The organism is Flammeovirga sp. AWQ4_249, assembly GCF_056161045.1.
On the sequence record NZ_JBSWYJ010000003.1, the window covers coordinates 14870 to 39585 of the forward strand.

The 24716-nt window shown below is 32.0% G+C and carries 20 protein-coding genes and 1 riboswitch; of the genes, 12 read left to right on the forward strand and 8 right to left on the reverse strand.

Annotated elements, in window-relative coordinates:
• The first annotated feature begins 5 nt into the window (after window positions 1-5).
• The 5 genes from ACXAHM_RS03660 to ACXAHM_RS03680 all read left to right on the forward strand — a co-directional run bounded on the left by ACXAHM_RS03660 (window position 6) and on the right by ACXAHM_RS03680 (window position 6511).
• A complete protein-coding gene (locus ACXAHM_RS03660; RefSeq protein ID WP_474959047.1) occupies window positions 6-1469 on the forward strand; it encodes a UDP-N-acetylmuramoyl-L-alanyl-D-glutamate--2,6-diaminopimelate ligase in 1464 nt (487 codons plus the stop codon).
• Window positions 1470-1496: 27 nt separating this feature from the next.
• Window positions 1497-2711, forward strand: coding sequence for a phospho-N-acetylmuramoyl-pentapeptide-transferase (gene mraY / locus ACXAHM_RS03665; RefSeq protein ID WP_474959048.1), 1215 nt, complete (start codon window positions 1497-1499; stop codon window positions 2709-2711).
• A gap of 2 nt (window positions 2712-2713) precedes the next feature.
• A complete protein-coding gene (gene murD / locus ACXAHM_RS03670) occupies window positions 2714-4018 on the forward strand; it encodes a UDP-N-acetylmuramoyl-L-alanine--D-glutamate ligase (protein WP_474959049.1) in 1305 nt (434 codons plus the stop codon).
• Window positions 4019-4024: 6 nt separating this feature from the next.
• Window positions 4025-5221 carry an FtsW/RodA/SpoVE family cell cycle protein gene (locus ACXAHM_RS03675; protein ID WP_474959050.1) on the forward strand — a complete coding sequence of 399 codons (1197 nt, stop codon included), beginning with the start codon at window positions 4025-4027 and terminating at the stop codon, window positions 5219-5221.
• A 408-nt stretch (window positions 5222-5629) separates the two neighbouring features.
• Window positions 5630-6511, forward strand: coding sequence for a GAF domain-containing protein (locus ACXAHM_RS03680; protein WP_474959051.1), 882 nt, complete (start codon window positions 5630-5632; stop codon window positions 6509-6511).
• A gap of 43 nt (window positions 6512-6554) precedes the next feature.
• On the opposite strand, the gene ACXAHM_RS03685 is transcribed toward ACXAHM_RS03680, so the two are convergent.
• The gene (locus ACXAHM_RS03685) at window positions 6555-6764 is read right to left on the reverse strand and encodes a hypothetical protein (RefSeq protein WP_474959052.1); all 210 of its coding nucleotides are present in this window, start codon (window positions 6762-6764) and stop codon (window positions 6555-6557) included.
• A 50-nt stretch (window positions 6765-6814) separates the two neighbouring features.
• Window positions 6815-6917: riboswitch (SAM-I-IV-variant riboswitch) on the reverse strand.
• A gap of 132 nt (window positions 6918-7049) precedes the next feature.
• Here ACXAHM_RS03685 and ACXAHM_RS03690 point away from each other — a divergent pair.
• From ACXAHM_RS03690 to ACXAHM_RS03705, 4 genes are all read left to right on the forward strand, one after another.
• The gene (locus tag ACXAHM_RS03690) at window positions 7050-8171 is read left to right on the forward strand and encodes a cytochrome-c peroxidase (RefSeq protein ID WP_474959053.1); all 1122 of its coding nucleotides are present in this window, start codon (window positions 7050-7052) and stop codon (window positions 8169-8171) included.
• Window positions 8172-8213: 42 nt separating this feature from the next.
• Window positions 8214-9572 carry an MATE family efflux transporter gene (locus ACXAHM_RS03695; protein ID WP_474959054.1) on the forward strand — a complete coding sequence of 453 codons (1359 nt, stop codon included), beginning with the start codon at window positions 8214-8216 and terminating at the stop codon, window positions 9570-9572.
• A gap of 111 nt (window positions 9573-9683) precedes the next feature.
• Window positions 9684-10259: a PhnA domain-containing protein gene (locus ACXAHM_RS03700; RefSeq protein WP_474959055.1), complete on the forward strand. Its 576-nt coding sequence runs from the start codon at window positions 9684-9686 to the stop codon at window positions 10257-10259.
• Between the two features lie 262 nt (window positions 10260-10521).
• A complete protein-coding gene (locus ACXAHM_RS03705; protein WP_474959056.1) occupies window positions 10522-10866 on the forward strand; it encodes a hypothetical protein in 345 nt (114 codons plus the stop codon).
• On the opposite strand, the gene ACXAHM_RS03710 is transcribed toward ACXAHM_RS03705, so the two are convergent.
• Complete coding sequence (locus ACXAHM_RS03710) at window positions 10863-11729, reverse strand: sterol desaturase family protein (protein WP_474959057.1); 867 nt, start codon at window positions 11727-11729, stop codon at window positions 10863-10865. The two genes, ACXAHM_RS03705 and ACXAHM_RS03710, sit on opposite strands and share 4 nt — an antisense overlap.
• Window positions 11730-12425: 696 nt before the next feature.
• Window positions 12426-13385 carry a C40 family peptidase gene (locus tag ACXAHM_RS03715; protein WP_474959058.1) on the reverse strand — a complete coding sequence of 320 codons (960 nt, stop codon included), beginning with the start codon at window positions 13383-13385 and terminating at the stop codon, window positions 12426-12428.
• 236 nt (window positions 13386-13621) lie between these two features.
• On the opposite strand from ACXAHM_RS03715, the gene ACXAHM_RS03720 reads away from it, so the two are divergent.
• The gene (locus ACXAHM_RS03720; protein WP_474959059.1) at window positions 13622-16069 is read left to right on the forward strand and encodes a muramidase family protein; all 2448 of its coding nucleotides are present in this window, start codon (window positions 13622-13624) and stop codon (window positions 16067-16069) included.
• A gap of 55 nt (window positions 16070-16124) precedes the next feature.
• On the opposite strand, the gene ACXAHM_RS03725 is transcribed toward ACXAHM_RS03720, so the two are convergent.
• From ACXAHM_RS03725 to ACXAHM_RS03735, 3 genes are all read right to left on the reverse strand, one after another.
• Entirely contained in the window at window positions 16125-16376 is a 252-nt protein-coding gene (locus ACXAHM_RS03725; RefSeq protein WP_474959060.1) for an acyl-CoA-binding protein, read from the reverse strand.
• Window positions 16377-16409: 33 nt separating this feature from the next.
• Window positions 16410-16802, reverse strand: coding sequence for a DUF2147 domain-containing protein (locus ACXAHM_RS03730; RefSeq protein WP_474959061.1), 393 nt, complete (start codon window positions 16800-16802; stop codon window positions 16410-16412).
• A gap of 142 nt (window positions 16803-16944) precedes the next feature.
• Entirely contained in the window at window positions 16945-18618 is a 1674-nt protein-coding gene (locus tag ACXAHM_RS03735; RefSeq protein WP_474959062.1) for a caspase family protein, read from the reverse strand.
• A gap of 87 nt (window positions 18619-18705) precedes the next feature.
• On the opposite strand from ACXAHM_RS03735, the gene ACXAHM_RS03740 reads away from it, so the two are divergent.
• Both ACXAHM_RS03740 and ACXAHM_RS03745 read left to right on the forward strand, forming a co-directional pair.
• Window positions 18706-19434, forward strand: coding sequence for a VC0807 family protein (locus ACXAHM_RS03740; protein WP_474959063.1), 729 nt, complete (start codon window positions 18706-18708; stop codon window positions 19432-19434).
• Window positions 19434-20393: an L-threonylcarbamoyladenylate synthase gene (locus tag ACXAHM_RS03745; RefSeq protein ID WP_474959064.1), complete on the forward strand. Its 960-nt coding sequence runs from the start codon at window positions 19434-19436 to the stop codon at window positions 20391-20393. The genes ACXAHM_RS03740 and ACXAHM_RS03745 overlap by 1 nt, the downstream gene beginning before the upstream one ends.
• On the opposite strand, the gene ACXAHM_RS03750 is transcribed toward ACXAHM_RS03745, so the two are convergent.
• Window positions 20385-22244, reverse strand: coding sequence for a HAMP domain-containing sensor histidine kinase (locus ACXAHM_RS03750; protein ID WP_474959065.1), 1860 nt, complete (start codon window positions 22242-22244; stop codon window positions 20385-20387). The two genes, ACXAHM_RS03745 and ACXAHM_RS03750, sit on opposite strands and share 9 nt — an antisense overlap.
• Window positions 22245-22369: 125 nt before the next feature.
• Entirely contained in the window at window positions 22370-24586 is a 2217-nt protein-coding gene (locus ACXAHM_RS03755) for a PP2C family protein-serine/threonine phosphatase (RefSeq protein WP_474959066.1), read from the reverse strand.
• Window positions 24587-24716 lie beyond the last annotated feature (130 nt).

Here is a 24716-nt window from a genome sequence, read left to right on the forward strand (position 1 = left end):
GAAACGTGGAGAGAATAAAGAAAATATCAGAAATACTAAAAGGGATAGAATACGACTTGATCCAAGGCGACCTTTCGAATGAGGTGACAGGGATTGAGCTGGACTCGAGAAAATTAACAGACGGCAATCTTTTTATAGCAATAAAAGGAACGGTGATGGACGCTCATCAATTTATCCCCAAAGCGATTGAGTTAGGTGCAACAACAATTTTATTAGAAGATGAACCTGATACACTTCATACAGGAGTAAATTATATTAAGGTTAATAGTACTTCACAAACAGTCGGTTTGGTAGCTGCGAATTTTTATGATAATCCATCTGAAAAGATTAAAGTGGTTGCCATTACAGGTACAAATGGAAAAACAACTGTAGTAACACTACTCCAGAATTTATTCATGAAATTAGGATATAATACTGGAGCATTAACTACTATTGAAAATAAGATCAATGATGAGGTAATTCCAACCAAATTGACAACACCTGATCCTGTTACTTTGCAATACTTATTACATGAAATGGTAAAGAAAAACTGTTCTTTCTGTTTTATGGAAGCTAGTTCACACGCAATTGTTCAAGGACGTTTAAATGGTATCCAATTAACGGGAGCTATTTTCAGTAATATTAGCCATGATCATTTAGATTATCATGGCACAATGAAAGAATATATTAACGCCAAAAAAAGACTCTTCGACACTTTACCAAAAAGTGCATTTGCTTTAGTTAATATTGATGATAAAAGAGGTAATGTAATGTTGCAAAACTGTAAAGGTAAACATTATACTTATGCTCTTCAGACTATGGCAAACTTTAAAGGTAAATTGATTGACAATACTTTTGAAGGTATTCAAATGGACATCAACGGGCATGAAGCCTGGTTCCAATTGATTGGTTCTTTTAATGCCTATAATGTTCTTTCAGCATTTGCTACAGCCTCTTGTTTGGAAGAAGACGAATTGACAACACTTCAAGCATTATCAGAATTACGTCCTGCTAGAGGTCGTTTTGAACAAATTGTTTCCAAAAACAATATTAGAGGCATTATAGATTATGCTCATACTCCAGATGCATTAGAAAATGTATTGGAAACTATTAGAGATATTCGAGAAGAAGGCGAAAGAATCATTACAGTTGTTGGATGTGGAGGAGATAGAGATGCTGCAAAACGTCCCGTAATGGCAAAAACGGCCGCTATGCTGAGTGAAGTTGTTTTTCTAACTTCTGACAATCCAAGAACAGAATCACCAGAAGATATTCTTGAAGAAATGGAAGAAGGGATCTCTCCTACTCAAGCAAAAAGAACAACGGTAATCGTTGACCGAAGAGAAGCAATTCAGAAAGCAGTAGAAATGGCTGAGCCAAGAGATATTATACTTGTCGCTGGTAAAGGACATGAAACTTACCAAGAAATAGAAGGAGTTCGCCATCATTTTGATGATAAAGAGGAACTTTTCAAAGCTTTTAATAATTAATTAGTGCGATCTTAAGAAATTAGAAATATGTTATATCATTTATTTGAATACTTACACGACAAATACGACATAATGGGAGCCGGTCTCTTCCGATACATTACTTTTAGGGCTATGATGGCTACCATTTTTTCTATTTTACATATAGGATTTTTTGGTAAACCAATCATTCAAAAACTTCAAAAGTTACAAATGGGCGAGATCATCAGAAACCTCGGCCTTGCTGGACAAATGGAAAAACAAGGCACTCCTACTATGGGTGGTATCATCATCATTGGAGCCGTTGTATTTCCCGTTTTATTATTTGCTGATTTGAGCAATGTCTATATTCAACTTCTATTGATTACAATTCTTTGGACAGGAACTATTGGTTTCTTGGATGATTATTTAAAAAGGGTAAAAAAGAATAAAGACGGATTAAGTGGACGCTTTAAAATTGTTGGTCAAGTAGGATTAGGACTGATTGTCGGAATAACTTTAGTTTCTAATGAAGATGTAAAAGTTCGTCAATTCTCTGAAAACCTAGACCGTTCGAAACAAGTCTACGAATATGTTGAAGGTGTAGATTATGAAGATCTAAGGACATTAGAAACGACAGTTCCTTTCTTAAAGAACAATGAATTTAACTATGAGACAATCTTCAACAATACGACGGTTTCTCACATTCTATATGTAATACTTGTAATTTTCATCATTACAGCGGTGTCAAATGGTGCCAATATTACAGATGGACTTGATGGATTAGCAGCAGGAACATCAGCAATTATCGCTACAGTTCTAGCCATTTTTGCCTATCTATCTGGTAACATCATTTTCTCAGAGTATTTAAATATCATGTATATTCCTAACTCTGGAGAGATCTCAATTTTCGCAACTGCTCTAGTGGGTGCTTGTATTGGTTTCTTATGGTACAATGCCTTCCCTGCCCAAGTATTTATGGGAGATACAGGTAGTTTAGCTTTAGGTGGTGTTATCGCTTCATTGGCCATCGTTCTTAGAAAGGAATTAATGATACCTCTTCTTTGTGGTGTCTTTTTAATAGAAAACTTATCGGTGATCATTCAAGTATTTTATTTCAAATACACAAAGAAAAAATACGGTGAAGGTAGACGTATCTTTTTGATGGCACCATTACACCATCATTATCAGAAAAAAGATATCCCTGAACCAAAGATTGTAACCCGTTTCTGGATCATCAGTATCTTATTGGCTATCACGACAATTCTAACACTTAAAATCAGATAATAATGGATGAATTATTAATCTTAGGTGCTGGAGAAAGTGGTGTTGGTGCTGCCTTACTAGGAAAAGCAAAAGGTTATAAGGTGTTTGTTTCTGACTTTGGTAAAATCAATGAAGAACAAAAAAAGACGCTGACGGGAAATGAAATTGCTTTTGAAGAAGGTAGTCATGATTTAGCTCCAAAAACACCAAAAGTTGTTGTAAAATCTCCTGGTATTCCTGATACTGTTCCAATTATTCAGTTATTAAAAAAGAATGGTTGTGAAATTATCTCTGAGATAGAATTTGCATCTAGATTTACAGAGGCAAAATTGATTGCGATTACGGGTACAAATGGGAAGACAACAACTACAAAATTAATCCATCATTTACTCACAAAAGCTGGAATTAATGCAGGTTTAGCAGGTAATATTGGAATTAGCTTTGCAAAACAAGTATTAGAAAATAATTTTGATTGGTATGTGTTAGAAATCAGTAGTTTTCAGTTGGATGATATTATTGATTTCCATCCTCATATATCATTACTTTTAAATATCACTCCTGATCATTTGGATCGATATGATTATGATATTCAAAAGTATGCTGATTCTAAATTCAGAATTATAGAAAACAGTACTAAAAATGACTTTTTCATCTATGGTGCTGATGATAAAATTACAAATGAGGAGGTTCAAAAAAGAACAGTTTCACCTCAATTAGTTCCTTTTTCTAATTCATTTCTTGAAGAAGATACATTAAAAATTCCTTTCCAAGGAGATATATTGTCTTTTAACGATTTACCTCTAAAAGGTCCTCATAATGCTTGGAATATGAGTGCTGCTATATTAACAGCATTATACGCAGGTATTTCTCAAGATAAAATTCAAAAAGCGTTACCTTCCTTTGTAGGTGAAAAACACCGTTTACAAAAAGTGGATACTATTGATCGTATTACCTATATCAATGATTCAAAAGCAACAAACGTTGAAGCCGCTTTATTTGCACTTCAGAGTTTTGAAGACCCTATCGTTTGGATTGCCGGTGGTACAGATAAAGGAAATGACTACACTCCATTATTAGATATCGTAAAAAACAATGTAAAAGCATTGATTTGCTTAGGAGTTGACAATAGCAAATTAATAGCTTCTTTCTCTTCTATTATACCAACAGAAGAAACTCAGGACATGAAAGAAGCTATTCAACTTGCGAAAAAATATACAGACACAAACGAAGTAATTCTACTGTCACCTGCTTGTGCAAGTTTTGATTTATTCAAAAACTACATGGCAAGAGGAGATGAATTTATTAAAGCTGTAGAAGAGATAAAGTAAGATACTATGGATAAAATCTTAAAAAAACTAGAAGGAGATAAAGTAATATGGGGTGTGATGATTACACTCTCAATGTTTTCTGTACTTGTGGTTTATAGTGCGACAGGATCATTGGCCTATATGCAAGCTGGAGGAGATAATGAACATTATTTATTACGTCACTCTACTTTAGTTTTTATTGGTTTAATCGGTGCTTTTGTTTGTCATAGAATTGATTATGTCTACTACTCAAGATTGTCAAGGTATGCACTACTTCTATCTATTCCATTATTGATTTTTACCTGGTTATTCGGGTCTGAAATCAACAGTGCATCTCGATGGATTAACATCCCTATAATCAATTTTACTTTTCAACCTTCTGATTTAGCTCGTTTAGCGTTAATTACGAACATGGCTTCAATGCTTTGGAAAAGGCAACGTGATATTGGTGAATTTAATAAAGCAATTGTTCCCCTATTAATTTGGACAGGTATTATCTGTGGATTGATTGGTGTATCTGATATTTCAACTGCTTCTTTGTTATTCTTAACGATAATGCTTCAGTTATTTATAGGTCGTGTACCTGTCAAATACCTTTTCATGTTAGTTGTAATTGGAGCGTTAGCAGGACTCTTTGTTTATCAATTCGGACAACGTGGAGGTACTGCAGTCAGTCGTATTTCTTCGTTTATGAGTGAAACGGATGTACCTTACCAAGCTGAACAATCTTATATTGCAATTTCTACTGGAGGTCTTTGGGGTAAAGGAGTTGGAGATAGTACACAAAGAAACTTCCTACCACACTCCTATTCCGATTTTGTGTTTGCCATTATTGTCGAAGAATATGGTTTAATTGGAGCAATTCTTATCATTGGACTTTATCTCACACTGCTTTATCGGGGTATGACTATTGTGGCCAATTCCCAGAAAGCCTTTGGAGGGCTTTTAGCAGCAGGGTTGACCTTTAGTTTAATCTTACAAGCCTTTGTACATATGGGAGTTGTAGTTGGTTTATTACCTTTGACAGGTCTACCATTACCATTGATCAGTATGGGTGGTACATCTTTACTCTTTACAGGGATGACTGTTGGAATTATCCTAAGTGTAAGTAAATCAACACAAGAAGATTCTGAAGAAGTAAGATTAAAAAGAGCAGAAAGAGCCAAAGAAAGAAAAGGGCAAGAAGGAACAAATCGTCCAAGAAATGTTCGATTAAAACCTTAAGAAAATATTGAAATAATTATCCTTATTAAGGTCTTTAGTATATAAAAAATATGCTGAAGACCTTTTTTTCATATTGTAACAAACACAATTATTACAGATGTAAGGTTTCATTCTTTTTATAAGAAAAACATCAATTAATATCAAAAAAAGCTCAATTTAGACATTATAAGTTTAATAATAAAAGTGATTTAGGAACACTAATTCATATTTTTATAACTAAACTTTCCCATTAATACCTAAAACTATTACATAAGATCCTTTAGCAAAAAGGATTAAAATCAACTCAAATATTCTTTTTTATGTTTAGACAGTATCAACCAAATCTTGTGAATTACTGTGCATACTCCATTAAACAATCATATTCAAAATTTAGTAACCTCAATTGAGAACCATCTCATTATTAATGAAATGGGGTTAATTGAAATATTGCAAAAAAGCCTAGATAAGATTGTTTCTTTCTCGCAGTGTAAATATGGTTTTATTGGAATTGTTGATCAACAAGATGGAGTTCTGAACTATAAGTACTTAGTGGAGAAAAAACCTTCAAATGGTTTTAATCCTTTTGATAAGGCATTATTAAAAAATCCTTTAGAAGTCAATGTTTCAAAAGCATATCAATACCTTAAAGACATTCCCTATATCAAAAAACCAATTTTTTCTTTTGATAAAGATAGAGCTGAAAAAAATCTCCCATGGTATTCCAATATATTAATCCCAATTCACAAAGATGATCATCTTATTGCTGTTTTAGGATTGAATGATCGTAAAAAAGGATTCGGTCAACAATTTTCCCTTAGAATGAAACCTGTGGTAGATACTTTTGGGAAAGTAATTAGAAAATTATCGAAAAATACAGATATAAATAATATACAAAACAATTCTATTTTTGAGACTCCTGTGAATAAGCATATGTATGATATGTTGATTACAATTGACCATCTGTGGAATATCAAAAAGAGAAATTACATTTGGGATAGTAAAATTGGTGTTTCGAAAGAACATATTATGGATTATGTCTTCGATCAAGATTACAATGTATTAGAAGATCTACTTATACTTTCTCAGAAAACAAAAACGTCTCAAAAAGGAAGTATTCGTATCAAAAAGAAAAAGAAAGTCATGATTTTAGCAATCAAAGTGCATTATAATTCCTCTACGAATACCTATGATGTTTTTGCAAAAGATATTACAGTTTCTTCGAACCAAAACATTCAAGATAAAAAGAACATAGACCGCAAGAAAATATTAGATTTCTGCTTTAAAAATCCTGTAATCAACAGTTTCTTTTAAAAAAGGAAAGAGCCATTGAAATAAATTCAGTAGCTCTTTATCATTACAACTTTTCTTCAATTTTAGCTAGCAAATGATGGCCATATAATTTTGGAAGGGAATGATCTTGAGGATTTCGAATACCTAATAATTTTTCAGCTTGTAGCATTGTCAGGTTTCTATACTTTACTTCTAATGAGTTAGTTGCAAAACGATTTTTTAATACATCGTAGCATTCTTCTAATGATAATTCAAAAGGAGATTTTGTAAGCATTTTTATAATGTTTTAAGTACTGAACATTATAAACATCAAAATTTTGGAAGGGGATTCTATTTTTTTGTCATGAATCAGACCACATCTATTGTACCACCGTGGCTTTACTGCTCGGTTGGTATCTATCATAAGATAGCTTTCTTGATGTTTAAATTAACTACTGCAAGTCTACTAGAACATTAAAATAAAATCAAGATTTTTTTTATTTATTAACATGAAATGAATTTGTTGTGGTATATTGAAATATCACAATTTAGTTGTAAATTAATGTCAAACCTAGATGACATGCAATCAAAATATATCTACTTTTTTTCTATACTCTCAATTTTGTTCGGAAGTTGTTGTGAAGAAAACCAACCGATACAGAATTCACCTTATAATCTAGAAATTCCAGAACACTTTGGGAAGCAATTTGTATTACCTGATGACAATCCTTTGACTGAAAAAGGAGTTGAATTGGGGCGTATGCTATTTTATGACAAACAACTTTCTAGAGATTTTTCAACCTCATGTGGATCATGTCATCAGCAAAAATTAGCTTTTACTGACGGGAAAGCTAAAGCGGAAGGTATTCATGGAAGAGTGGGTGAATTTAGTAGTATGTCAACTGTTAATCTCATGTGGACAGGAAAATTCTTTTGGGATGGTAGAGCAGCAAGCTTAGAAAGTCAAGCATTAGACCCTATTCAAAATGTATTGGAAATGGACATGACTCTTGAAGAGGTAGCAGAAAGACTAAGTAATGATCCTAAATATCCTGCTTTATTTGAACTCGCATTTGGAACACCTGAAATAACTCCAGAAAATATAAGTAAGGCCATCGCCCAGTTTGAAAGAACATTAATCTCCGCTAATTCTAAATATGATCGATTAATTTTAGGTACCTATACTCCTACAGAAGAAGAAAAATTGGGAATGGATTTATTCTTAACCCATCCTATTGCTGGTGAAATCAGAGGTGGAAATTGTGGTGATTGTCATTTAGGTGTGCTAACCTCTGGTGATCCTATAGCTTTTAGAGGATTTCATAATAATGGACTAGATACAGATGCTAATCTAAAAGAAGGTATCAAAGGAGTTACTCAAAATGAATTTGACAAAGGCAAATTTAAAGCTCCAACACTTAGAAATATCGCTCTTACCGCTCCATATATGCATGATGGCAGGTTTAATACGCTAGAAGAAGTTTTGGAACATTATGACGAACATATTCAAGAAAGTCGAACATTAGATCCTTTGATTACGGAAGCTAGTAATGAACCTATTTTCCCTGGTGATCCAGTAAAATTACATTTAACTCAAAAAGAAAAAAATGCTATTCTTGCCTTTCTTCATATGCTAACCGATGAGGAATTTGTGAACAATCCAGTACACTCAGACCCTTTTGAAGAGTTGGGAGATCAATAAATAATACTTTAATTTAGGACTCTAAGCTCCAACAAATTAATAATGAGTCAAAACAATAAAGCCTTAACAGGAAATATCTTTTCAATATTTTTTTCATTTTCAATACCTACTGTACTTGGCATGTTAGCAATAACATCTGCGGGTATAATTGATGGAATGTTTGTTGGTAAATTTGTTGGAACTGATGCTTTGGCAGCTGTATCGTTATGTGCTCCTATTTATTCTTTATTATTTGGTGTTCCTATCTTATTTTCTACAGGAGGGGAAGTTTTTTGTGGAAAGTTTATTGGTGAAGGAAATATAAAAAAAGCCAGAGCAACTTTTACTTCCATTTTATTAATCATAGGTATTTTTAGTCTCGTTATTACAATTTTCGGACTATTATTCACAGAAAAAATTGCTTTAATATTAGGAGCTGATGAAAAAATAAAAGCAATAGTAATTGATTATTTGACTGTAATTATTGCACTTACACCGGTGATGTCATGTTATGCCCTTACTTATTTTATTCGAGTTGACGGGAGGCCAAATTTAAGTTTCACATCACTTCTTTTAGTTGCGATTGCTAATATCATATTGGATTATATCTTCATTGTACATTTTCAACTTGGTGTGCAAGGTGCAGCATTAGGCACTTCTATTTCTTATTTTATTTTACCATTGTTACTACTTCCTCATTTTTTCTCCAAAAAAGGAAATCTTTCTTTTTATTTTAATAAAATTGATTGGAACATTATCAAAGGAATTACCTATAATGGTTCTTCAGAATTTCTAAGTGAATTATCAGGAGGTATATTATTTTTTGTGATCAATATTCAAATGATTAAATATTATGGTACTGATGGAGTTGCTGCTTTCGCCATAGTTGGATACTTAATTTATCTGATGATTATGTTTACCTATGGCATGTCTGATGCTTTAAAGTCTATTGTAAGTTTGAATTACGGTGCTAAATTGATGCATCGAGTGATACAGTTCTTTAAGTTATCATTGAAAAGTTCATTTGTTATTGGAGGGATTACAGCATTAATCACCTATTTGTTTATTGATGGTTTTTCTAATCTATTTTTAGATGTTGAAAGTTTACAAGCAAAAGAATTAACAGTTTCATTTACGATTCAAATCTTGCCCGTTCTATTCATTCTAGGCCTCAATATTCTATCTTCTTCTTTTTTCACCGCATTACATCATCCCAAGCCTTCATTAATTATATCTTTATTAAGAACTTTATTTTTACCTGTTGGTTTAATATTTATACTCACGTATTTCTACCAAGGCCATGGTATTATTCCATCAATTGTAGCAGCAGAAAGCATCACATTAATCGTTGTTATTGGTCTTTACTTACACTACTACAAAAGTAAAGAGTGGATAGATGAAGGAAAGAAAGCTTTTGAATAAGCTGAATGGAGAAATATTTTAGGACATTCCATTAATATTCCATTATGTATTATCAATTACTTTAAATTTTCATCAAATTTGGAATAATCAGAAAAACAGATCATTCTAAATATGAGTTTACTAAAAGACCTTCAAAAAAGAAGTAACAATACTTGTGAGCTTTGCGGAGCTCAAGAAAATTTATCCCCATTCTTAGTCGAACCAAAATCCTCTGAAGATGCCAATGACCACGCCTATTTATGTGGTAGCTGTCAAGAACAAATTCAGGATAAAGAAAAGATGGATGCAAACCACTGGAGATGTCTAAATGATAGTATGTGGAATGAAAATCCTGCAATTCAGGTGCTAGCCTGGCGAATGCTAACTCGTCTTAGAAGTGAAGGATGGCCTCAAGATCTATTAGACATGTTATATTTGGATGAAGATACTTTACAATGGGCTGAAGCTACAGGAGAAGGTATCAGCGACGAAGATAAAGTCATCCATAAAGACAGTAATGGTGCAATTCTAGAAAATGGTGATAGTGTTGTTTTAGTAAAAGACTTAAATGTAAAAGGTGCAAACTTCACAGCCAAAAGAGGAACAGCAGTCCGAAATATCTCATTAGTACATGATAATCCTGAACATATTGAAGGAAAAGTAAACGGTCAACAGATTGTTATTCTCACTAAATATGTCAAAAAATAAATAATAAAAGGAGTGCCATTCAAGTACTCCTTTTTTTATATCCTATCAAGATTAATATTCTTTATTATTATAATAAAAACATCAATTATTCGTAAAACAGACACTTTATTTTACATTATTATATAATCTGCATTCGTATTAAAAACCCTTCACTAAAAGTATGTTATTGAGTCATTAACCTTATTGTTTCACATCCTTTTACTTCCTTAATTTGAAATAATCAGAAACATCTATCACGCAATATTACTGTATTTTTAATAAAATGACTTATACAAATAACCAAATAGAAGGATTACAAAATGTACTTTCTAAAGAGTACGATAAAAAGTTATTTCTATCATTTAATGATATCATTTCATATTATTCAAAAGGTTTTAGTTCACAATCCAAAAAAGAAATCGCTCAAAGTATATTATTAATTTATAATATTGATTATAGAGAACATTCTTTATTTATCGAAAACCTATCTTTCTATAAAAAAAAGACGATTATACAACTTCTTCAAGATTTTAATATCATAGATGATACAATTGAAAATCGATGGAAAGAATTTTTGGAAGTTGTTGAAATGGAAACATTAATCTATAGATCTAACATAAAAAATTAGTCTAGCGTAACCTTTTCTTCTTTTTTACTGTCATTCATTTCATTAATATCTCTGTATTGTTGAAATGGAATTTTTAGAAGGTTAACTATCTGACTATTTTCTTCAGATTCCATATGTGTATCAATTCCATAAACTAAAGTACTATTATCTACCTCTTGATAAGTACCAAAAACATGATCCCAAATAGAAAAAATATTCCCATAATTTGTATCAGTTAGGGGCTGTTGATAATGATGATGAACATGATGCATGTTTGGTGTTACAATAACCCAACTTAAAATCTTATCTAATCTCTTCGGTAAAACGATGTTTGCGTGATTAAACTGAGATAAGATTACCGATAGAGATTGATATAAGAAAATCATCCAAATTGGTACACCCACTAAAAACACCCCTAATGTCGTTGCTGTTAGACGTAAAAAACTTTCGCCAGGATGATGTCTATTTGCTGTCGTAGTATCCACATGTGTATCCGTATGATGGATCAAATGAAAAAGCCAGAACCATTTTACTTTGTGATTGAAATAATGGATACTATAAGCACCTACTAAATCTAATAAAGCTAACCCTGTAAAAAGTACTATTGGTAATGGATAACTTTTCATCCACTGCATATACCCAAAATCATTAGCGACAACCCATTCTGATGTTTTTACCATTACAAATGCAAGTGACAAATTAACAACAGCTGTAGTTATCGTAAAAAAGATATTCGTCAAAGCATGTTTCCAACGATTATGTTTTTCAAAACGAAATAAAGGTTGAAATCCTTCAATGATTAGAAAAAACATAATACCTCCTACAAGAAGTAACGTTCGATGGAGAGAAGGCATGGTAGAAAAGTAATCTATTATATTTTGCATTGAATTGGATTTAATCAAAAAGTTTATGTTAAAAAATGAACGGAAATTTGAGCTGTATTTTTAAATCATAGTTTTCAATTTTCTATTTTCATTTCAGTTTCTTTAAAAATAACAATAGATTATTTGAATTTTACAAAACAACTGATAAGTACCATAATATTCTTGGAATAGTACAACGATTTGTGATGGATTTGAAGAGAGAATGACTAGGTTTTAGCCAAAATGTGAACTACTTCATGTATTATTAAAACTTATTCACAACCTTTTTTGAATGTTGCCGTTCATTAAACCACATCACAACAACGATTAACAGATATTAGAAACCACTAATCTAATTAACAATTTGTTGTAAAATACCCCCATTATTTTCAGGTCTTTAAAAATATTTATGTCGTTTTCGACATCAATGGTGACTCATTTCTATGCCCAATTTTTTACTATTACTTTATTGCACTAACACTTTACTGCAAAGGCAATGAACGAGGTTTAAAATCCTTTTTCATTGCCACATTCGCCCACTAAAACCCAAAAGATATTCGAAATACATAATAATATACTCTATTTTATACTACTTGATAATACTTTAATTGTTGATTTAGATACTTATTAGATTGAATTGGATAAGTATTTAGGGGATGCCCCCACAAAGAAAACACAGTATAATTTTAAAGCTCGCCATTATATGGTGGGCTTTATTTATTTTAGAAGTCTCTCTTGTTCAAGTGTTAGTAACCTTTTTATAAAGAAAGGTTGTGACTTCCAATAACCATCTGTAATTGGTGTAATGGCTACACCTGTACTTGTACCACAATGAATCATTTTCACTTCTTTACCTTCAATTTTATACACCATTCCAATATGGAAAATTGATTTATAATCATCAGCATTATCTGTTCCGAAACAAACAACATCACCTTCTTGTACTTCATAAAGATCCACTGTTTTCCCTAGCATTGCTATTCTCTTTGTATTGTGAGGAAATTCAACACCAAATTGCTGATATACATAAAGTACATAACCAGAACAATCAAAGCCTTGATAAGGGTTAATAGCTGAAAATTTGTAAGGAACGCCTATATAATCATCTGCTTTCTTAGCAATTAAATAAGGTGGAATATTAATATTTTCTGCCTTAAAATAAGTTTCATAATTCCCTTCTTGAAATGAAAATGCAAAAGGCGAAAAGGAATTAATTTCTTCTTTCTCATTGACGGTTTCAGCTATTTCAGAATCGATTGTAAAACCCAGTTGTGCTATAGCTCGCAATTCATCATTAAATGTATTATCTGACAAATTATAAGTTGTTTTTGCTAATTGATTTAGATATAAAGTCAATTTATCATGTAAAATTTCTAATGGTTGTTCCCCTGTGGAAACTAAGGCTTCATGTCTTTTATACAATTCCGCACTTCGTTGAATGTACTTCCATTGTGTTTTTGAGAATTTTGGTAAGCTTTGGGCTTTAAACCAACAGGCCCAACTCATATATTTGAATGGATAAGCCGATTTTGTTTCATTTTGATGGGCTTTCATACCCAATTTCATTACTTTATCATATTTCCCTTTATTTAATAATTTCTGAAGTTTTTTTTCATTTTGAGCAATAGTAGAATTGATTAAGCCAATTAAAAAAAATGCGAGTAATAAAAATTTCATATTGTACAGAGGATTAAACTTTATCGATTTATTACCGATTCAAATCAAAGTTGATTAAATTGAATAAAAATAGAGGTTATTTAATTTAGTACTATTAATGTAATCAAAATATCATAAGAAATAAACCATTGAAACTTTTTTCAATGTTCTTAAATTATTTATTTCTTTAGGATAAATTATTCTAACTTTTCTATCAATAGTCATTTTCCCTTAGCATCAATACTAAAGATTTCTGTATGAAATACAATATTCAAGCTGGAGATACTCTATATAGTATTTCTAAAAAGTTTAATACAACAACAGCTGAATTATTATCATTAAATGGTTGGACTAGTCCTCCTCCATTACAAATCGGACAAGAAATAACGGTTAAAAACAATGCTGAAAAACCACAGGTTACAAATTCTGATACGTACACAGTTGTCCAAGGAGATTCATTATATGCTATAGGTCGTCAATTTAATATTAGCCCATCAGCAATACTTTCCTTTAATAATTTAGACCAAAATGCAGGTTTATTTATAGGACAGATTTTAAAAATACCTTCTGCAGAAAAAGCTAATACTCAAAAAGAAAAAAGCCCTACTAATACATCAAAACATATCGTTTCACAAGGTGAATCACTTTATGCTATTAGCAAAAAATACAAGACGACACCACAAGAATTGTTATCCTACAATCAATTAGATAATATTTCTCCACTTTACATTGGACAAGAGCTAAAGATACCTTCTCCGACCGTAAAGGAAACAACGACAACAATTTCTCCATCGCCTTCTATACAACAAAAAAGAATCTACACTGTGATTCAAGGTGACACACTTTATCAAATTTCTAGAAAAGTTGGATTAAGCCCTCAACAGATATTAGAATTAAACGGTTTAGATGGTTCTACTCCTATCTTTATTGGGCAAGAATTAAAAGTGCAAAAGAATCAAGATTCAATTACTCCAACAGTCCATAAACCTACAACAAAACCAATCGTCAAAACTTCTCAAAGGACACATACAGTACAGAGAGGAGAATCGCTATATGCTATAAGTAAAAAATACAAATGTACTCCTGCAGGTATTTTAGCAGTGAACGGAATGGCTCTAGATGCAACAATTTATATAGGACAATCATTAAAAATTCCTACTGAAAACAAGCAAAAAGACCTTTCTTCAAGTACTCCTCAAAATACTTCGGGTACTTCAATAAAAAGAAATATTTACACTGTAAAATCTGGAGATTATATTTCTAAGATTGCAAAACAATTTAATATCACACCACAAGCACTTGTTGCACACAATCATTTACCGCAAGGAAGAATATATGTTGGGCAAGAACTAAAAATACCAACTAACTTATCATCTTCAGAGTCAAACTCTTCTTTACAAGGAAGTCGAGGCATCTATCAATTATCCAAAGTTGATGGGAAACAGAAGATTAATATAAAATTACAAAGTACTATTTCACCTAATAGTAGGATTTCTCAAAATGATCTTCAAGGTATTCAAGCAAGATTAGTAGAACTTGGTGTTTTATCCTCTTTACATTCAGAAAATGCTCAACATCTTAGTAGAAGTAATGGAGGTCAGATTCCAGGTTCAAAGATTCCCAAAACACTTTCTGCAATTAAAAGTCTGCAGAATAAATACCGTTTAAATTGGTGGGTAGAATCCCCTAAAAGAACAGAAATGTTAGGGACAAATAGTTTCACGTATGGTGAAATTCACACCAATGATATTACACACAAATTCCTTAGAGAATTCACAAATTATACACTTACATTTCCACATCCACTTACTGGGCAAAGCGAAACAGCCGAATTTAAAAACTTTGTTAGAAGTGGATATAATCAATATTATGATGGTGTTGGTTATGTTGGGAAATCACTCCCTTCTAGTATTCCATTACATGTATATACTGAAGTTGGGTTGTCTAAAACACTTGCACAAGCAATGCAGGTAGTTTCAAGTCATGAAGGTAATTTTGATGCAATCAACAGTTATGACAAAGCCTTCTTTTCTTATGGATTTATTCAATTTGCAGGAGGTGGAAGAGGTCTAGCTCCTGTGATTGCTAGAATGAAAGTGAGTCAACCAAATCTATTCAAAAAAATCTTTCAATCTGCTGGTATTGATGTCACTTATACCACAAGAAATAATGATATACATCAAGGAGAATTAATTATTAATTTCCCTGGCAAAGGAACACTTAAAGGTGAAGCAGCGGAAAAAGAATTAAGAGGAAACCATCAAATGTATGGGCCTTTTATACGTGCAGCATTCCATCCTGACTTAATCAAAGCTCAAATCGAACAAGCTGTTAAAGCGTATGCTAAACCTGCTTTGGGTATTAAATTAAATATTCAGACAAATGGTTTCAGTTCAAGTAATGTTCCTCTAACTGATTTTATTAATTCAGCGATGGGATTAGGATTCGCTATAGATATGACGGTTAATAAATGGATAGTAAAAACAGGTCAAATGTTTTCAGATGCAATTAACACAATAGCACGGAAAAGGGGATTGATTTCTTTTGAACAATTAGCTTTAATTGATGAAAAAGAAGTCATTCAAGAAATCGTAAATAAGGAAGGCCCTGCCGATAAAAGAGTGGCAGATAGAGGAAATAGTATGATGCATTCAGGATTAAGCTTTGCCAAAAACCCATCCAAGGGTGCAGGTTTAATTGCTTAAAAAAAGGGAAGACACTTCATAAAGTATCTTCCCTTTTTGTTGGATTACAAAAGATTTATCCTTCTAATTGATTCACTAATGTAATATATTTCGATTCTGCATCTGAAGCAGCAGTTCCTTCAATTTTCTTCCATGCATCCCATTTTGCATTTCCTTTAAAATCAAAACCACCAGGTCTATCCGTATTGACATCCCCTACCGTAGCTTGTTTAAAGAGAGCATAAAGTTTTAATAAATCATCATTTGATGGTCTTTCTGAAAGTTGATTTACTCTTACTTGAGCGTCGTTAAAAGCATCTGAAGCCATAATAGTAATAATTGCGTTGTTTATATTTAAAAATTAATCATTAACTCTAGTCCATAATTCTGTTCTTCCAAAGAGTTTGATACCAACGTACCCTCTCATTTTTAAAACATTTGGGCCAGAACTTTGAATACTTCCACTATACGTTTTTCCGGAATCAGGATCATAGACTTCTCCTTTTTCCCATTCACCATTACCTTTATATTCAAAGTCAGTAAGAATAAACATATCTTCCAGTAACCTATCTCTCAAAGAAGCATCAGGATTTAATTTATCAATTCTTGGACCTCCATCTTCTTCTTGATCTCGTTCCATCCAAACAATTCTACCTTGTGCTTTACCTTGATCATCGACTTCAATAGATACATGAGCATCTTTTAAACCCGTCAACCATACTCCTTCAATGAAATTTAATTGAGTATCGCTCATAATGCTTGTTTATTTTAGTGTATTCAAAGAATGTTTATTCACTTAAAAGTAATAAAAAATATGAATCTCTACCAAATAACGGTTAATTTCCGTTGATAAAAATTCATATTTCTTAAAAATTGAATGCTAAATAATTGAATTATTATCTTTTGATAAAGATAAAATCACCTCCCTCATCCCCCGTTTGATTGATAACACCAAACTGAGGGACATTCTCACTATTATTCATTACAGCCACTCTAAAACTATCAAAAAGTCCACGAGCACTAATATATTGTTCTTTATTACTGACTAGTCGTTTCTGTAAATATTTTACAAAGACACTCTCATCAGGTACTTCTTTTAAGGTTCCAGAAGTCATTGCCTTTCTTGACGGCAATTCTTCTAAAGATTTGATTGCTTTGTCCACATTATCAAAAGCTGCTCTAGTCTTAAATATAGAGCCTGAAAAACATGCATCTGAAATCAATAAAACATGTTTTGCACGAAAAGAGGCTACATATTCCTTAATCGTTGAATTCCTCACCCAATTAGCAGTACTTTTTGCTTTTGCGTCAGAAGGTAACCAATAGCCCGCATTGCGTTTTGGATCCCAATGTCCATGCCCTGCATAAAAAATCAATATATGATCATTGTCTGCAGAAGATTCCATCACATTATCAAATTCTTCAATAAGTTGTTCTCTTGTTGGGCTTAATAACAAATGAATATCTTCTTTTTCAAAAGAATAATACGTTGTCAATATTTCTGATAATGCACTTGCATCTTTTTCGGGGTTATCAAGACTAGCAATTTTCCCATCGTTATAGGAATTAATTCCAATTATGATTGCCTTATACTTCGGTTTTGGAACAAAATCCTTGATATCAAAACCTAAGTCAGAAAATGAATTCTTTTCTGGTTTGACCTCTTCTGTATCTTCTTTTTCCTCTTTATCATCAGATTGCGTAGAATTTCTACTTAGTGCCTCCTCTGTCTCTTCTATTTCATTTGGTTTTAATACCTTATTTAAAGCAATCTCATATAATTTCCCATTATTAGAATAATATGCCTTTTGAGTTGAACCATCTATACAAGGTGCATGATTCATTTTACTCTGATTAATAGAAAGAATAGGTTCAGGATCTGACCATGTAGTAGCACTTGTCTTCACTGTCATCATTACATCATAATCAAAATTATCCTCACCTAATCTTGATGTAAATAGCAATGTTTTTCCATCCGGCATTATTCGTGGTTCTTTCTCACTGTATAAATTAACACCTTCTGGTAATCGAGTAGCCTCAGACCATTTATCGCTTTCTTCTAAGGTCGAATAATATATAGCATATTTTAAATCAGTTGGGTCAGAAGCATCTTCTAGTCTACAAAAGTAAAGTCCTTTTCCATCTTTCGTTAATGATGGATACAATTCATATCCTTTTGTGTTCACCCCCCCTTCTAATTTTTGTGGTTTTCCAAGCCTTCTCCCCCACCTTTTCATTCTGTAGATATCACTTCCTGATTTTTTTCCTTTTGCTGAAAAATATATCCAACGGCCATCGTAGCTGATCATAGGGCCTGTTGGGTAAGGAAGATCATCTGGAAGTACCAAAGTAGTAGGAGGCATAAACTTACCATCCACTTTATTTGAAAGTAAAAAGGTGAAACTTTCCTTATTTTCTCTGGCAAATAACAATGTTTTACCATTTGAAGTCACACTTGGGAAACGTTCGTCACCCTCTAAATCAAATTCAACTGGAAAAAGTGATTGCCCATAACAAGTATAAACACCAGATAATAAGAAGAAAAAAAATAAAATTTGACGTCTATTCACAATGCGTATTTTCTATGGATTTAATAATCTGTATCTTTATGCGATTTTATATTAAAAAAAGAAGTTACAAACTTCATACCTCAAAAGATGCAAAAACAAATTGTCAACAACCAAAAGAAGAAGGAATCACCAATCGTAAGTATTTTGGTGAACATTGTCATCCCTTCTTTAATCATGTCTAAACTAAGTGACCCTGAGTATTTAGGTGACACTAATTCTGTTATCATTGCCATTGCATTTCCAATTGTATATGGTCTTTATGACTTTGTTGTTAGAAAAGATGTAAGTATCATTGCCATCCTAGGTTTAGTCAATGTTGGTCTTACTGGAGGTATTAAACTTTTACAACTTCCTTCTGATTACATCGCAATTAAAGAAGCATTAATTCCAGGCTTGATCGGTGTGATTGTATTCATCTCTAATTTCACAAAATACCCATTAGTAGAGAAGCTATTATACAACGAGAATTTTCTTGATGTTAAAAAAATAGAAACTCAACTAAAATTTAGAAATACGAAAGCACAATTCGATAAAAGATTAAAAAATACCTCTTTTATGCTTGCCGGATCTTTCTTCTTATCTTCAGCATTGAACTATATTTTAGCAAAAGTGATTATTAAAAGTGACTCTAGCACAATTGAGTTTACAAAAGAGTTAGCTCAAATGACCGCTTGGAGTTGGGTAGTTATTGCTATTCCATCTACAATTGTAATGATGGGTGCATTAATGTATCTTATTAAAGGAGTCAAAATGTACACTGGCTTTGAGATGCAAGAAGTAATCATTGGAATGGAAGAACCAAAACAGGAGAAATAATGGCAATCATAGGGACATCTATTGAAGAAGCAAAAAAGACATTAGAAAAAGGTCAACTGATTGGCTTGCCTACTGAAACAGTGTATGGTTTAGCGGGAAACGCTTTGAACCAAGAAGCTGCTGCTTTAATTTTTGAAACCAAAGAAAGACCAAGTTTTGATCCATTAATCGTTCATAGTAATTCTTTGGAACGCCTAAAACCTTATATTTCTGAACTTCCAGAAAAGGCAGAACAATTAGCAAAAGCTTTTTGGCCTGGTTCTTTAACGATGGTGCTGCCAAAATCTGAACAAATACATGATCTCATTACTAGTGGATTAGATACTGTTGCGGTTCGTGTACCAAATCATACTTTAACGTTAGAGTTACTTGCTTCATTGGATTTTCCAGTTGCTGCTCCAAGTGCGAACAAGTTTGGTTATATTAGCCCTACCACCGCACAACATGTTGAGGATGGTTTAGGTAAACAAATACCCTATATTCTTGACGGAGGAAGTTGTAATGTGGGTGTAGAATCAACTATTGTAGGCTTTCCAAAAGGTGTACCTACGATTTATAGAAAAGGAGGAATACCTGTAGAAGAAATAGAAAAAGTCATTGGTCCTGTAAAGGTAAATGCCCAATCATCTTCTCAGCCGAAAGCACCAGGAATGTTACATAGGCATTATGCTCCTAATTCTACTTTGCTTTTAGGGTATATCCCTGAATTGATTGAAGAACATAAAAATAAAGATATTGTTACCTTATCATTTAAAGATACATTTGATACTCTTCCAAATGATAAACAGTTTATTCTCTCTCCCACTGGGGATTTAAAAGAAGCTGCACAAAACCTTTTTAAAACTTTACGCTATATCGACAAGCTAAATCCTGATTTTATTTTGGGCGAATGGATGCCGGAAGAAAGTCTTGGAAGAGCTATTAATGATAGAATTAAAAGAGCAGCATCCTTAGGATAGCTGCTCTTCTTTTATTGTTTGAAATTCTTCTGTACTTTGGATTGTAGTCTTAAAAATGAGAGTACATCTTGTTCCAATTCCTTCTTGAGAATCAATAGACAGTTCTCCTTTATTTCTCCTTACAAAATCCTGAACTAAGATCATTCCTAATCCTACTCCTTTTTCTCTAGCGGTACCTTTTTTAGAAAACTGAACTAATGGATCTCTTAAATTCTTTAAATCCAATTCAGTCATACCTACTCCATTATCAGTAATTGTTATTTCCACCTGAGTGTCTCTTTTATACGCTTCTACAGTGATAACACCATTACCATTAGAGGAAGTAAACTTCAGTGCATTCGAAAGGATATTTCTAATTACACAATCTACACTATGTTTATCAATTTTGAGGATAATATTCTCTTCAAAATCTGACATAATTTTAATCTTTTTATCTTGTGCATTGGGCGATAATAATTTTATATTTCGATCTATAATATCTGAAATATTGTTTTCTTTTATATCAAATTTCAATGCATTTGACGCTGATCTAGACCATGAAAGTAAGTTTTCCATTAAACCCATCATATTTTTCATAGAGTTCAACATATCTTTTGAAAGGTGTTGAATCTCATCAGAACTAAAAGCGTTAGATCTTTCCATTAATAATTTCAAGAAACCAATCTGAGTATTTATTGGCCCTTTTAAATCATGAGAAATAATTGAGAAAAATTGATCTTTAACTCGATTACTTTCCATCAATTTCTTTTTAGATGTTTTTAATTTTCTATTTCCTTGTTCTAATTCTGCAAATTGATTTTGTATCATCTCATACATCTCCTGAAAAGAATCCGCCAAAGCTGCTACTTCTTTAGTAGGCTTCTTTAATTCTGAAAAATCGACGTCATTTCCTTTTGCTACATATCCATTTTCAATGACTCTTCTTGTTTTATCTTGAAGAACTGTTATAGGAGATGAAACTCTAGATGCAGTATAATAACCAACGATTACTGTAAACAATACCGCTACTAAAGAGATTAATAAATAAGATAATTTTACTTTCCACATCAAAGAAACGAACCTCCTAGAAACTTCTGTACTTAATGAATCGAATTCAGATTCTATATAAGAGGCTGTACTATTGAGTTTACCTTTTAATCCTTCTGAATTGTTTTTACCCAATTTGTAATAAATTAAGACAATTTCATTATATGCTGATAAAAAGTTACCTGCAGCTTTAATAAACTTTGCATTATTAACAGGATTCTTTTCTAGCTCTTGTTGAAGTTGTCCTGTAGATCTATTGATAGCTAATACATGAGAAGTTTTGGGATCTAACAAGTATTTCATACCATTCAATTGCATTTTATCATACAACTGAACATGTTTTAAATCTTTTAAAGAACTTAAAATTTCAGCATTCTTATACATTTTACCATATAATCCTGTTGAATCTGAACCAAGATCTTTTTTTGCTTGAATTAAATGATATACCTGATCATTGTATCTATCAATAAGGCTATCAATAAAAAGTAAATTGGGTTCTAGTTCCCATTCCTTTATTTGTTCATGATGTAATAAATTATCAATACTGACAGAGACTAGATGTACTCTATTACTTCTTTGCTTCAAGAATTCAGATAATGATTCTTCATTATAATAATTAGAGGAAAGGTCATTTGTAATATCAGTAGCATCCCTTTTGATAAGGTCGAGAACACTTACTTCAAGATTCATTAGCCAAGCTTTCACTTGATCTAATTCTTCACTTCTATGGATGTATTTATACGTTATAAATGATATACAGCTAAATAAGATAGAAAAAGAGATAAAGACCGTTAGTATTCGGCTTCTTAAACTTCCATTGTTCATAATTCAATCGCAAGTTAGTTTATTACATCAAGATAAATAATAATATTAGTATTCACAATAACGCCTCATTTATGTTGAGTAAAAGTTGTAGAAAGTAAGCAAGAGTAAGGTAGTTTGGAAAGAAATTAAATAAGTTTAATTCCTAAAATTGATGCATCATCTGTTTGAATATTATCACTTTTCCATTCTATATATGTTTTCTCAATATATTCTTTTTGAGCTGTGAGTTCTTCTACATGAAGATCAATCAATAATTCTTTTAATCTTTCATTGGTAAAAGGTTGCCCTTCTTTGTTTTCTTGCAAAATAAGCCCATCTGTAAATAGATAAAGTTGAAGGTTTTTGACTCTATTCAAAGGAATATACTGCGTATTAGCAATATACTGTGATGGATCTTCATTTTGCCCTAGTGCAACATCATCACCTGATAATTCCTCAAAACTTTCATCTCTCAAAACAAATACGGACTGCCCAGCTCCTGCGAACTCCAGCATTTGCTTTTGCCTATCCCATACACAGACTGATAATTTTAAGCCTACATCAAAAATAAATTCATCTTTCTTTTTTAAGTCAGTAAATGATTTATTAATGGCTTCAAGAATTCTACTTGATGTCGCTAATCTTTTTACATTGACAACTTCATTAATAATTGAAGTGATTACCATTCTAGCCAAAGCAGCTTTCAAATCATTTTTTCCAGTGTCTCCAAGAAAAAAGAATACTCGACTATCTCTTTCATAAGTACAAATAAAATCACCCGAAATCTCACCTTTTGTACTATGCATATGGAAGAAATTTTCTAAAGAAAGTTGATATAAACTACTGTTATACATCTGTAGTTTGAGTACCCTTTTCACAGATTTCAAATGTTCATGTATTGTTTTATCAGCTGACAATAAAGCATTTTCCAATTGTGATCTTTCAGTGTTTACTTCCTTAGAAACAGCAATAGAATTTTCTAATTCGACGTCTACTTCCGTCAATTTACCTTTTACTTCTTGGAGGTCAATATCAACGGCTCTTTTATCTTCATGAAGTTTCTTTATTTCTCTACTGATAACATCCATTTTTTGAAGCATATCAGTAGAAATTCCCATTTCTTCGTACTTTTTAAGATCAAAAGTCAAAGGAGAATCAACTAAATCATCTAAGGAAGTTTTTAAAGCATATACAGGTCTTGCCAATTTTCTTCCACCATATACTACACCCATCAAGAAAAATACACCGATTATAAACAAAAGAGCATTAAGATAAAATCTTACTTTATACCATTCAGCAAAAGCTTCTTCTTTTCCCCATTCTATAACTAAATACCAATTTAGTCCACCTGTTCTTACCCAATGTGTCATGAAAAGTGCATTAATCCCATTTACAGAAACATCTTCTGTCATGACTAATACGTTCTTTTTACTATTTTCAACAACAGCAGGAGCTACTTTTAATAAACCAATAATCGATTTATCTTTCTTTGCTTGTGCTAACTCTTTTTCAGAAACTCCTTGTTGTGATAACATCAATAATACAGCACTTGGATTATCTCTAAACTGTCTAGTATTAGACCTTAGTTTTCCATCTTTTCCAATCAAATAGATATCAGCAGTCTCCGCATCGTCAACATTGGCAAAATTTCTATTCATTTGCCATTTGTTAGGATTGTAGACATATAATAAATAAACTTTTCGATTACGAATATGAGGTACTTTTACAAGTAAAAAAACGCGTTTTTGATCTCCTTCATAATAATATGGAGTTAAATCCATCCACGAAAAAAGATCATCTTCAACCTTTTCCATTTTATCCTTTAATTGAAGAGATTGAAAAAATTTACCGTCGATAGATGCTCCAATAAGTTTTTCAGAATTCGCAGAAGCCAGTACTTTTTGATCATCAATTAATAGCACATCTTCAACATTGGTGATTTTTTGAAACTGTGTTAATTGACGTTGAATCTTTAGAAAATCTTCTTTTTTCTTTTTGGCTACTTCAGGTATACTATTATTTATGATGTAATGAACGGTATCTGCTTCAAGAGCTACTCTTCCAGAATGTTGGTTTATTTTTTTAAGATTTGACGTCAAAAAGTCAGCATATAATTGCTCAACATTCTCAATGTTTTCACTAACTAATGTCTTTGCTAATAAAGCAGTAGTTTTTTCTTCACTTTCAATAGTCTTTTTTAAGTAATCTGAAATTGCAAGTGTTACATCTTCCAACCTTTCTTCTACCGCTTTCGTTTCAAACCGAGTTAAAACAGAGTTAACGACAACTACAAGGACGAATAAGGCGAGTATTACTATTGTAAAAAAATAAGAAAATATACTTGATTGTATCTTTCTAAACATATAAATATTACTATTAAATCGTTGTTCTTAAGTCAAAATAAGGGATTAGCCTCATTATTATATTAATATAATACCAAAATCAATCCACAGAAACTTTATTTCAATATTTATGTATAATTCGATTCTTTTT